Source organism: Desulfosporosinus acidiphilus SJ4 (assembly GCF_000255115.2).
Classification (GTDB): Bacteria; Bacillota; Desulfitobacteriia; order Desulfitobacteriales; family Desulfitobacteriaceae; genus Desulfosporosinus; species Desulfosporosinus acidiphilus.
Map to the genome: position 1 here is coordinate 3,005,385 of NC_018068.1, position 12,883 is coordinate 3,018,267.

The 12,883-nt window shown below is 38.8% G+C and carries 10 protein-coding genes; 2 read left to right on the forward strand and 8 right to left on the reverse strand.

Annotation, left to right across the window (positions count from 1 at the left end; all coding sequences use genetic code 11):
* Nucleotides 1-72: 72 nt before the first annotated feature.
* From DESACI_RS13665 to DESACI_RS13675, 3 genes are all read right to left on the reverse strand, one after another.
* On the reverse strand, nucleotides 73-507 hold the full coding sequence (locus DESACI_RS13665) for a DUF3231 family protein (protein WP_202947855.1): 435 nt from the start codon (nucleotides 505-507) through the stop codon (nucleotides 73-75).
* Between the two features lie 338 nt (nucleotides 508-845).
* Nucleotides 846-1,751, reverse strand: a complete 906-nt coding sequence (locus DESACI_RS13670) for a GNAT family N-acetyltransferase (protein WP_242833054.1) — start codon at nucleotides 1,749-1,751, stop codon at nucleotides 846-848.
* Between the two features lie 20 nt (nucleotides 1,752-1,771).
* Entirely contained in the window at nucleotides 1,772-2,674 is a 903-nt protein-coding gene (locus tag DESACI_RS13675; RefSeq protein WP_014827778.1) for a DUF2156 domain-containing protein, read from the reverse strand.
* 505 nt (nucleotides 2,675-3,179) lie between these two features.
* Here DESACI_RS13675 and DESACI_RS13680 point away from each other — a divergent pair.
* Nucleotides 3,180-4,670 (forward strand): B12-binding domain-containing radical SAM protein, encoded by a 1,491-nt coding sequence (locus DESACI_RS13680; protein WP_014827779.1) that lies wholly within the window; start codon nucleotides 3,180-3,182, stop codon nucleotides 4,668-4,670.
* A gap of 202 nt (nucleotides 4,671-4,872) precedes the next feature.
* Here DESACI_RS13680 and DESACI_RS13685 read toward each other — a convergent pair whose 3' ends face one another.
* From DESACI_RS13685 to DESACI_RS13705, 5 genes are all read right to left on the reverse strand, one after another.
* A complete protein-coding gene (locus tag DESACI_RS13685; protein WP_014827780.1) occupies nucleotides 4,873-5,934 on the reverse strand; it encodes a PrpR N-terminal domain-containing protein in 1,062 nt (353 codons plus the stop codon).
* 200 nt (nucleotides 5,935-6,134) lie between these two features.
* Nucleotides 6,135-7,301, reverse strand: coding sequence for a Ger(x)C family spore germination protein (locus DESACI_RS13690; RefSeq protein ID WP_014827781.1), 1,167 nt, complete (start codon nucleotides 7,299-7,301; stop codon nucleotides 6,135-6,137).
* Entirely contained in the window at nucleotides 7,298-8,422 is a 1,125-nt protein-coding gene (locus DESACI_RS13695) for a GerAB/ArcD/ProY family transporter (protein WP_014827782.1), read from the reverse strand. The genes DESACI_RS13690 and DESACI_RS13695 overlap by 4 nt, the downstream gene beginning before the upstream one ends.
* A complete protein-coding gene (locus tag DESACI_RS13700) occupies nucleotides 8,415-10,028 on the reverse strand; it encodes a spore germination protein (RefSeq protein ID WP_014827783.1) in 1,614 nt (537 codons plus the stop codon). Before DESACI_RS13700 ends, DESACI_RS13695 begins: the two co-directional genes overlap by 8 nt.
* Nucleotides 10,029-10,360: 332 nt before the next feature.
* The gene (locus tag DESACI_RS13705; protein WP_345788494.1) at nucleotides 10,361-11,053 is read right to left on the reverse strand and encodes a COG4705 family protein; all 693 of its coding nucleotides are present in this window, start codon (nucleotides 11,051-11,053) and stop codon (nucleotides 10,361-10,363) included.
* Nucleotides 11,054-11,509: 456 nt separating this feature from the next.
* Here DESACI_RS13705 and DESACI_RS13710 point away from each other — a divergent pair, with 456 nt between their 5' ends.
* Nucleotides 11,510-12,514: a glycosyl hydrolase family 18 protein gene (locus DESACI_RS13710; RefSeq protein ID WP_158310184.1), complete on the forward strand. Its 1,005-nt coding sequence runs from the start codon at nucleotides 11,510-11,512 to the stop codon at nucleotides 12,512-12,514.
* Nucleotides 12,515-12,883: the final 369 nt, after the last annotated feature.

Genomic DNA, 12,883 nt, shown 5'->3' on the forward strand with positions numbered 1-12,883 from the left:
ATACTTCCTCCTTAGTTTCCTGTGAATGTTTATTTAACTGTTATGAGTGTTAATTAAGGGGGTAGACTAAAACTATTTATTCATTGATTGGGGAGGTCTCTCTAACCATCCTTCTTTAGTCATTAAAAGTACACCATGTCCATAATATCGCCTCACATCATTCATAATCTTGTTTACTTTCATGACAATATCTGACCTAAAACTGGAGGTCAAAGCCTGTAATACTATATTAAAGCAGAAAAGTCCCAAACACATATTAACAAAAAACAGCATTAATCGGTCGGAAAAAGGGGGGAATTTCACTTCATAGATCTGATAATCACTGGATGCAGAAATCGGAATGTTTTCTTCTTCAAGGACTTCTTGAAGGGAATCAAATACTTTTTGGATTTCATCCCTACCCTTCTTAAAATGTTTCTCCATCTCTTTTGAACTTGTTATTTTGCTGAAGGCCACAAAAATCATTTTAGAAAATTGTGCGCGATGCAGTATTCTTGTTATTGGCAATCTGAGCAACATTTACCGGTCGAATCTTAATAACTTCTTAAGATGATTATGATAAGATATCAACATCTGTATTGTAGTATTAGTACAGAGGATATCACTTAAGATAAACAGATAGAAAAAGAAATAGAAAAAAGTATTCTAGAACTATACTGACATGAAAAAGATGAAAAGTCGCCCTTGCTGTAGGGCGACTTTTCTATTTTAAATTCGTTATAAAGTTCGTTCATTGAAGCAGAATTCGTATAAACTTTCCCAAAATTCAACATCATAGGTTTATTATGATTGAACACAATACCACTGAAGGTACCGGAACAAAATCCCCAAACTATTATCTATCTCTAGTCAAAAGCTAAGCCCAAATACCCAAAATTGTTAGAAGTAATAGTCCCCTCGATTTCTCCAGCCATCCTAACCATTCCGAAGGGACGCACGGTGCCTTCCAATTGCGCTCCCAAATGCGGATGGGTCCGCAAACTATAGTCATCTGCCTCAATTTCTGTGCTTATCGCTTTAAGGGCGGCGGTCATGCAGTTCTCAGGAAGTAAAATTTCTTTTATGAGTACCTTATCGGAACTCAGTCTTTCAACAGCGAAACAGCCTTGGCTATCTCCAACATCCACCCCATAGATATCTGCTCCGGACAATTGGGACAGTTTTTTCTGGTAAGCAATGTCTTCATCGGAGTAGGAAATATACACTTTTCCCTTCAGTTGATTATTTCTCCGCCGATTATACTCTTGAGGCGTTATTGCAGAAATCGTGCACTCATCCCGTGTCTGAATTGGCATGCGATCCATGTTGCTCCGAAAAAATTGAGCCTCCTTTATATAGAACCCGTTTTGAAATCCAAGCTTACGATAGAAGTTAAATAGTTGTAAACTGGCTGGAACCAATACAGAAAGTTGAGTCTTACAAGTTTTAAGATAGATATCACAATAATCAATCAACTTGGTTGCTAAACCTTTGTTCTGATGTTTAGGATCGGTCGCAATAGCATAGAGCATGGCAGTTCTAAAATTTCGCTTCTCAACCGTTATTGTTCTAACAGGGATCATCGTAAGCATTGCCAAAATAGTTCCTTCTTCAAGTAAAACGGCGGTCTCGTCTGCTTTGTATCTATTGGTATAGAAGAAATTAATATAACTTTCAGGATCACCAAAACAGAGCTTCCATAACTCTTTTAGTCGTAGTTCCTCGCCTTTTAACGCTAATCTAAGTTCTTGCATCGCAAACTTACTCTCCACCTGACTGCTTTATAATTCCATTATCCTTCAAAATAAGTGCCGATATATTTTTCCTCCATTTTGTCCGGGTGATAGGAAAGTTTGGCCTTTCTTAAACCTTCCACCCCCATATCTTCTTCACGATTAACATAAACTATCTGAGGGTATTGCTTTTTAATTACAGCAGCAAACTCCCGATTAATCATTTGATAAGCTCCCGGCATATGGCCAAAAGCCTTTTCTACGTGGATTACATAGGTATCAGAATTAAGCCTTTCCCCCAGAGTGTAAGCAATTACTTTTCCTTCTAAACGGATAAGCCCACCCTCGATGCCAAGTCCGGCATAGTTATTGAAACAGCGGCGAACTGCACAGTTTTCCTCGGCAATACTACCCTCATCACAGGGATTTATTTTACACCATTCTTTATTCATTTCCCAACATTCCGACAGGTTATCTGAGGTAATCAGCTCGAAAGACCAGTTCTTATTTTCCTTCATAAATCTGTTGATATAATTTCTTTTAGAATGAAGGGAATTGCCTGAAAGGGACACAAGCTTGTCCAAAAGATAAACGTAATCGTAACTATCACGCATCTCTTTATACTCAAAGTGCTCCGGATATATGGAATTTAGCTCTGTAATTTGTTCCGGTGAGAGTCCTGCTATAACAAATTCATGACCACTGGAAGCTGCGTCTTGTTTCATAACTTCCAATATCGGTTTAATATTTCCTGGCCCTGCCGGATAAAAATAGTATGGTAAATCATCTAAAATTCCTTTCACCACAAGATAACCATCTATCTGAGCAACACGATAGTGATAAATTTTCGACCAGGCAAATATGTTTGTGAAGTTTTGATGACATCCCCGCATGTCAGCTGCAGTAAGAAGGGGTTTAATCCATTTTTTATCTTCCAAGTCTACATCTTTAAAGTCAATCATTATTTCTCCGCCTATCTATCTTAGTTCATTTATTTCGACCAAATTATACTATACCACAGCTTGTACGGAATAAAAAAATTCAAGTTACTTCTGACCTGTCCCTATCTTTACATCTATTTCAAAAATCCCCAAACGCCAGATAATTTATACCCTCTGCCTAAGTTCCAAAGATGCTTTCAAGACTCTTTAAGCAAAACAAACCCTATATTCTTTTCTGGTTAAATTCTTTTACATAGTCTTTATAACTTTTTGAATTTCGACATGTTTCGAAATAACCCTTTTACTATAGTTACGTTTCATAAAAGATTTTAATTGTCCTCATTTTATATACATCTCCTAAATTAGATAAGCTTTAACTTACACTTTTTCTTATTTATACCATATTTTTGCTTTTTGCTTTTTGGAGGTATATAATCATTAAAAATACATATATCTTCTTCACTAAATAATACGTCTAAGTTTAGAAAAATAGTTTCCATATCTATATTTAAGAAGGGAGTTAGCTATGAAAATCCTTTTTGTTTACCCACAGTACCCCGTTACCTATTGGGGATTTCAGTATGCCTTGAAATTTGTTTCAAAGAAGGCTAGCTTTCCGCCTCTAGGTCTGGCAACCGTTGCTGCAATGTTCCCGAAAGATGATGAAAAACGGCTCATTGATATGAATGTAACCGCACTAAGGGACAAAGATTTATTATGGGCAGACTATGTAATGCTCAGCGCCATGGCTGTTCAGAGAGAATCAACCCGGGAAGTTATTGATCGCTGTAAGGCTCTGGGCATCAAAACAGTTGCCGGCGGACCTCTTTTTACCTCAGAACCTGAGTCATTTGATGATGTTGATCACCTTCTGTTAAATGAAGGGGAACTTACCATCCCTAAATTTATTCGTGATCTAAATGCTAAAAATGCTCAACACATATATACATCCGATCAATGGGCAGATTTACGTGATACTCCTGTGCCTATATGGAAACTTATCGATCAAAAGAAATATTCAACCATGAATATTCAATATTCACGCGGTTGTCCTTTTAACTGCGATTTTTGTAATGTAACCAGCTTATTCGGACATGTCCCCAGAACCAAAGATGCACCCCAACTGATCAATGAGTTAAACTCCCTTTATGAATCCGGTTGGCGCGGAGGAGTCTTTTTCGTTGATGATAATTTCATCGGTAATAAGAGAAAACTTATGAATGATATTTTACCTGCCCTCATAGATTGGATGGCGGGGAAAAATTATCCCTTTGCATTTTTAACTGAAACCTCGATCAATCTTGCTGATGACGAGAAGCTCATGGAGATGATGGTTAAAGCCGGGTTCAATACCGTTTTTGTAGGTATCGAATCTCCCAATGAAAGCAGTTTAGCCGAATGCAACAAAACGCAAAACAAAAACAGAGACTTAATTTGGAGCGTGAAAAAAATTCAGCACTCCGGCCTTCAGGTTCATGGCGGCTTCATTGTCGGTTTTGATAATGATAATTCTTCGATATTTGATAGTCTTATAGATTTTATCCAACAAAGCGGGATTGCTGCTGCTATGGTCGGATTGTTAAATGCACCCAAGGGAACGAAACTATATCAGCGTTTAGCAGGTGAAGGCAGATTATTGAAAGGATTTACCGGTGATAACACAGATTACAGTATGAATTTTATTCCCAAGATGGATCAAGAACTTCTAGTCAAGGGATATCATAGGATTGTCAACACAATCTATTCCCCCAGTCGTTACTATGAAAGAATCCTGGTTTTTTTGAAAGAATACAATCCCATTGCTTCCTCGACTGGACCTCTAAGCTTTAACCACATCATGGCTTTTCTGAAATCAATGGTTCGCTTGGGAATTATTGAAAAAGAAAGACGCTATTATTGGCGGCTCGTCCTTTGGTCTCTACTTAAAAGGCCTCAAGTTTTTCCCTTAGCAATTACTTTGTCTATTTATGGCTATCATTTCAGGAAAGTTTTTGAAAAAACGGCCCTCGAGAGCTAATCATAAGAAAAAACGGCGAACACTTTAGAGTCCTCAGAGAAAACATGGGACCGTTGCATAATGAGTATTTATACGCTTTTATAAATAAAACCCTGCATATAAGTGGATGATTTTAACCACTATTTATGCAAGGTTATTGTTTTCTAAATTCGTGTACAAACACAAACAATTTGTGTACTTAAATCACCTTTGCCAAAACCTACTAGGATACAGTTGTGAGTTTTTCCCCTAGTACTTTGAGACTGTCTAATTTCCGAGCCAATTCTTGAGTGGAAGTTGCCTGTTCCTTAGTGATCACATTGCTCTGTTCGACATTTTTTTGCACCCGTATAACTGACTCTCGAAACTTTTTAAGCATTTCATCAATATTTTTGGCCGACTTATTGCTTTCAACAGCTAGCTTGCGCACTTCCTCAGCTACCACCGAGAAGCCTTTCCCTTGTTCCCCCACACGAGCGGCTTCAATAGCAGCATTGAGTCCTAATAAGTTAGTTTGCTGTGCCACCCGCCGGATAACTTCCAATATATCGGTAATGCCTTTCACCTCATCAGCAGCAATTTTAGCAATATTAGACGATTCTTCGCTCGTAGCAGCAAGTTCCTCTGAAGAGGCCGCTAATTCTTGTACAAAGGCTGCTGACTGCTCCAGCTCCCCGTAAAGTTCAGATAACACCTGCTCGTAGCGGCGCATTTTCTCTCTCTCTAATTCCTGCACTTGAGCAATTTTCAAGGCCTCATTAATTGCTCGCTTCACAGCCAGTTTTCCCGATTCCAGAAGATCCACGATAAAATTACTCTGCTCCTTCGCCGCAGTGTAACCACCTTTATCACCCGTAATTGCGTTCACACCTATTTTATTCAACTGCTCTAATATCTTCGGAATATCCTCAAGAGTATTCCATGGTCTCACAAAAATCATTGTTTCTCCCACAGCAAAGTCCGAATCATCCATATCCAAAAACCCACGATGAGCCACCACACCCACTTTTACAGCTCCGTTAACGATCAAACGCTGGACTGCCTCAAGCATTTCGGCAATAGTCATAGTGAGACCTACAACTGGTTTGTCCGTATGATCCCGCAAAAGATCTACCATTAGACCTCTGCTGATCATCACATCGATCTGAGGATTAGCTCTAACCACATCCGGACCTCTATCGAAACTCACCACTTCAATGGGAAAGGACAAATTGAGTTCACGCCTTACCTGTTCCGCAATTTGAGCCATATCAGGTGTCAAAGCTGCAAAAAAAATGGATTTCATATTAGCTTCCTCCCTTGAAAACTTACCTCTAAAATTTTGCTTTTGCTATAATAACTTTAACTATTCTGTAACCATTTACATTTTTTTATAATTCTACCTCAATCAACAATTATCCTTTAATAATCTAAAAATTCGCCTGCAAATTTCACAAAGTGCCTTAAAACACAATCTTATGATGATCAGCAGAAGTTTAGTTCATTTTAATGGTTAACTTGAATATTCTGATTTAGATCTCCAACATTGATTATTTTTGCAGTGACTGAGACATCATAGGTTATATCCGGAAATTTCCTGTCCCACTTATCTTTCCATAAATGCCAGATCTCTGGATTCTGGCGATGTAAGAAATATCCAAAACCTACAAAGTCCGAATTTAAAGTTTGGGCCTTATCAATTGTGTCTTTAACAATTGCACTTATTTTTTCTCCCACCTCATTTTCTAAATCTGGAATGCTCTTTGAAGAAACCTGGATACCACTTACATCAACGACGCTCCCCATTGTCTTTAGAATTATTTTTACATGCATAGAATCTCCCTGAATCTCAGGAACGATCTTGCATTGATCTGTTCGGAGAAGATACGTGTATTTCTCTTGGTCGCTTCGTACAATGGCAATGGGAGTACGGCAGTTTCTGAATTTATTCCAAAGTAACAGCGAACCAATGGTTTCATTAACATTAAGATAACCTGCCAGTTTATCTTTGCGAAAAGCCGCCATTCCAATGATACTAATCCTATCTTCGTGAGTTGTAGGAGAGACAGATTTTTTTATAACACCCGTTGTCACAGCTCGGTCCTCTGCTAATAAATCCTGAAAGAGCTCGTTTAGATCACAACTGCTGGAAACTCCCAATTTTACATTACTGGAATCCGCAAAATCAATGATTTCGCGGGACAGAGATTCATCCATTTCCGGCTTACTCTTCAAGACATCATAGGCAGTACCCTTCGCCACTAAAATATAGTTCCTGAGACGAGCTTCAGGGTAGCGTCCCAATAATTCGATGACTTGGTTCAAGCCGTCCCTGGCCAACGACTCTCCCACAATAACTGCTTCCATCTGACCAAAAAAAGGCTGACGAGGGGTACGGAGAGTAGCCTCGCGAGAGGTTTCTTGCAAAGTATCACCCGTCCCGGTTAACAGAAGATCACCTTCCCCCGACCCTGACTTTCCACTGGCGCCCTTATTTCTTTGAGGCTTTAATACCAGATCCGTGATTCGATACTCTACTCGTCCGTCGATGATTTCCTTATCATACCCCGCTACATTGACAATTGCCAGCTTTTCCAATTCTCGTTTGCTCCAACACCCCGATAGTAGCAGCAATATAAAGCCGCAAAAAAGGAAAATAATGAATCGTTTCATTTTGTCCTCCTCACTTGCTTGCTCCACTTGATACGAATAAATGCCGCGAACCAAATGAATAAAAGCAAACCCCCTTCAAAAGCGAAAGCCATTTTCACCCAGATCAACGTTAAAAATTCATTGATATCTAAGGTGTTGGAAAAAAGAAATGTAGCTCCAAGTATTTGAACTATTGCTAGTAAACAGAGAATCCATCTTGAATTATTGATGTTTAAATTTTGGGCCAGGCCCTCATGAACTGCGTAAAAAAACACGATGATTTTTAAAAACATGGTACCAATCCAATAACCGATCATATAGGTTTCCAACCTCTGAAACAAGGAACCAATTTTTATATATTTTATCAGTGACATGACCGGAAATGTAAGAACTGCGGTCAAGTCCGGGCCAAAAACGGCCAAAGTTGCAAAGGTATCTAGGGTCACCATCAAACTTAAAATTATAACCATTAAAATACCTTTTTTTAGCATCTCTTGGGGTTTATTTACATTAGGCATAAACATCGTCAGTAGAATCATCTCTCCAAACCAAGCAGATGGTACAATGGAACCACGAATAATCGGGATGATTCCTCCTTCGAAGACAGGAGTCAGCCTTGTATAATTCCAATCTGGGATTGTTAAAGAGATTAAGATAATAAAAAACGTGATAAATAATGGAAGTAAAAATTGAGACATTCTGCAAATTACCTCAGGGCCTTTAGGCACAACATAGCAGCTGGCAATAACAAAAACTCCTGACAAGAAAATGATAGGTGTCCCCGGCAAGAGCATTACGGTTAGAAATTCAACTAATTCACGAATGATTACAATATTCGTTATTAGAAAATAACAAACATAGGAGAAAGCCAGCAATTTACCCACTATTTTGCCAAAAATCAACTCACAGTATTGAATAATTGTTTGATCCGGATACCATTGAGCGAGTTTTGTTGCGAGAACAACGTTGAAAATGCCCGTCAAGGACGGAATCACCCCTGAAGCTAACCATGAATCTTGATGAGCACCCTGAGCGGCAATGGCAGGAACAAACAAAGTGACCGTGGATATAATGCTTATAAACATCAACATCGCCAGTTGTGTGTCCGAAATATTCCTGATTGGAGCGGCTCTTTTATTCATTATTCTTATCCTGTTCTCCGGGTTTCTGGGGAGTTGCATTTTGATAGATACGCAATGGTTTTTTTTCGCCTCCGAAACGAGGCAAGTAGATCATATTCCACCAAGGAGCGCGTATAATTGTATCTTTCAGGGAGCCGACGGACAACGGGGCAAATGGCGATAAATAAGGAACACCGAAAGAACGCAGATCACAAAGGTGGGCTAATACCAGCATGAGACCTAAAATAATACCTGGTATGCCTAACACAGAGGCAGCTATGAGGAATACAAATCTAAGCAAGCGAATGGTAAAAGCGGCTTCATAATTTGGAATGGTAAAATTTGCCACTGCAGTGAGTGCTACTATGATAAGCACACCTTGACTGACAAATCCTGCCGTTGCCGCAGTTTCACCGATTACCAAACCGCCGACGGTACTGACTGCCTGACCACTGACTTTTGGTAATCTGACACCCGCTTCTCGTAAAATCTCGAAAATCAATTCCATCATAAATACCTCAACAAACGTTGGAAATGGTACTCCTTCTCTTGACGCCATTAGGGAAGCTATTAACGGCCCCGGGAGTATTTCCTGATGGAAACTCAAGGCCGCCACATAAAGGGCAGGCAACAGTAAGGCAATATTTAGAGCAACAAATCTGAGGATGCGTAAGGATGTCGCAAATAATGATCTGTGATAATAATCTTCAGCGGCTTGTAACAAACTTACAAATGTACACGGAACAATCAAGGCATTGGGGGTGTTATCCGTTAAAATACCTACACGACCTTCTAATAGAGCACCAACCACTTTATCAGGACGTTCCGTATTTTGTATTGTGGGAAAAATACTATAAGGTTCATCTTCAATTAACTCTTCTACAATGCCGCTGGCCATAATGCCATTACCTTTAAATCTTTCAAGCCTGGCTTTAACTTCGCCAACTATAACATCGCTGGCAATTCCTCGAACATAACAAATGCATATTTTTGTATTGGTTAACTTCCCCAGGACAAGAATTTCAGTCTTAAATTGACTGGTATGAAGCCTGCTGCGCAGAAGAGCTATGTTGCGGTCAATATTTTCTACAAACCCATCATGAGGACCACGCACAGAGGGTTCAACATCCGGTTCATCAATAACACGCCCTTCAGGGCCTGCTACACTAACCGAAATAGCCTTGTCAGCATGATCTAAGAGCATTATGATATTGCCCGCAAAAATCGTTTCCATCAAAGCAGCGAAGGTATCAACTAGCGAAACATTCATTGTGGGAAGAAATTTACTAACAAGAACCTGAATAAAATCAGACTCTGTTCCAGAATCTTCAGCCAAAATTTTAGGCAGCTCCAGCATAATACTTTGGAGAATGAATTCATTATTTGAATCAAATTTATTCTGCCCTGATAGATAAACGAAAGCCATACCTAAGGGGCGCTCAAGTTGGAGAGTAATTTCCCTGAATACTATGTCGGAACAATATTCAAACTCCGCCTTTAGCAACTTCATTGTATCTTGGATATTGGTCGATATTGTTTGATTATCGCTGAACCCAGTTTCGACAGTTGGTTTCCCTTGAAATCCTTTTCGGGCTGGGTTTAATATTTTTTTTGTAATCTTTTTCAAAGTTATTGTAATCACTCCTATATGTATGTTTATAATTTCCATATTTATCTTTAATATTCCAAAGTATAGCTGCCTGATGAGTTTTATAACGTTATAACTTTGGAAAACAAATGATAAAAATTAGCCCCGGCAAACTGCCGCGGCTAATTTTTGTACTTCACTTTTTTTACCTGCTTTAAAACAACGAAACTAATCGCCTTAATAACATTATTCTACCTGACCCAGTTCAATAGCCTTGGATAAGGTTTTAATAAAAGACCGTTGATTATAAATTTGCTTGAATTAAGGCGCCAAACTCATTTGTCAAACCTTAGTGATTTACCTGCCTCACGTTAGACATCCCTACGTGTCACCGATAAATAACCGACGAATATGACTATGAGTATCGTTAACACCGCCACGACAATCCCATCACCATATCCCAGACCCGTAATGCCCTTTGGTTTTCCAAACCAGTCTGCAAAGGAAGCACCAAGGGGACGGGTCATAATATAGGCAAACCAGAAAGCAAATATTTCGTTCAACCCAAACAAAAAGTAACCCACTGCTGGAAGCACGAACAATACTATGAATAGGATTCCTGAAGCTAAGTAGCCTAGATTTAAGGTCATTGCGGTCATATCCCCCGTGGCCGTTCCCATGGCAAACGTAGCAAGTACTGCTGCCCAATAAAACACCTCACGTCGACGTGTATAGATGCTGTGGATAGATAACGTCTTTTCCACCTTGTACCAAGTCGAAAATACCACGGTCAAGATAATGGCAAAGGCGATGGTGGACGCATAATACGGAACACCTAAAACGATATGTATGACATCGGCAACCATTGTTCCAAAGATAGCCACCATGACCACGAGAAGCCAATATACCCAAGCCACATATTTGCGAACTGAAAATTGTAAGATTAGCGCGATAACAAATCCTACTGCCCCCAGGATTACAGCCAAATATGGATTGATATTATTGACCAGATAATCAGATGTCGATTCGCCCATGGCGGTAGTCAGCAGTTTGACGATCCAAATTTCGTAACTATTCCAGTCCTTTTGAAGTCAGATGGAAAAACGAGGCTAAAGCATTTGTTGCTAAAGCCTCGTTTTTACTTTGTAATTCAGCTCACTATAAATAATCCGCCGCCTTCAGTCGAATCTTAATAATATATCCTTGTGTTCCTTATTTACTAAACCACTAGTACCGATAACAATGAACGTAAAGGATTCGACTCAAATAGCTATTTTCATACAATTTTAATCTATTTTTAAATTCTTTTTCAAATGATAATGTTACAATTTCTTTAAAACCTGAACGAAACGCTATCTGGTTTAATTCACAAATTTCCCGCATTAACCTATAACTTAAATAACTAATCCACTAAGTAATCCGCCAATAAATGCAGCCTATTCGTAGAAAGGTATATTCCTATGTGTAAAATAAATAAACGTTTACTGTTTTTATCTGCAGCTGTGGTCCTTTGTATTCTGATGGCAACGATTTTTCTTATTGGTAATTCTAAGAATACCTTTCCTAAGAGAATTCGTTCAATTAATGGTTGGATTCCTTACTGGAATCAGGCAACAGCTATTACCTCTGTTAAGAATAATCCGGAAGTATTTACTGAGATCTCACCCTTCTGGTATGACGCAACAAAGAGCGGCGACATTAAACCACTTAATAATTCGGAAGATCCTCAAATAATCCATTACGCGCAGAATAAAAAATTAATTCTCACACCCTTAATCAGTAACGAATTCAGCTCAAGTTTAATATCCGCCATTGTTAATGATCCTGTATTAATGCAAAATCATATCCAAAATATAGTAAACATAGTAACATCTCAGAACTACTCTGGGATTGACCTTGATTACGAAAATGTTTTACCATCCGATAAAGGGGCCTTTACCTTGTTTGTTCAAAAATTAGCAAATGCACTTCATGAAAAAAATAAGCTTCTTTATGTAACCCTGACTTCAAAGACTTCAGCAACTGAACACCCTGGACAAGATTACAAAGCTATTGGTGAAGCAGCCGATAAGGTCCGTATTATGGCCTATGATCACTCTTGGTCAACCTCCAGTCCCGGCCCCATTGCTCCTGTGAATTGGGTCAATGACATCATTTCTTATGCGATATCCGTTATTAATCCAAATAAAATCGAATTAGGCATACCGGACTATGGCTATAACTGGTCGGACTCTAAAGGTATTGGTATAAATTATTTGCATGCTATAAATACAGCCGCTCGTTATAAGAGCAAAGTTATCAATGAGCCAAATAGCGGTCCCCATTATACTTACTCAGACAAAAAAGGCAAACATACAGTATGGTTTGAAAACGAAGCATCTATACAACCCCTTCTCGACCTAGTAAACAAGTATAACCTAAACGGCATTTCAATTTGGAGTTTGGGGGGAGAAGATCCTAAAATTTATACGGCGATTAATGCAAAATTCTCATCCGTTGTTGAAATCGCAAGATTAAATAATTAGATGTTTATCATTATCCATTAAATTTTCTAGGATCTCGCTTCTAATTTCTGCTTAGAAATTGCATAACTGTTCTATTCCTTAAAAGAAAAATCAAAAAGAAGTTTTGACCGCATTTGGTTGAAACTGCTTTTTGATTTTTAAGTACTGGCCGGGTTGATGGCATAAATTATTCTTGAAGTTGGGGGTACACCAACCATTATAATAGACGCCATCACTATGATGATCATTTTACTACTCTTAAATATTCTCAAATTAACTCCCATTCCTTCGTTTGTGCTCTCAAAAATGAAAAAGCCATTCAATCAGGAACGTTATCTGTTTGCTCTGTTTCATTTAATTCGGAACTTGATAAATAACCGATATTCTCCC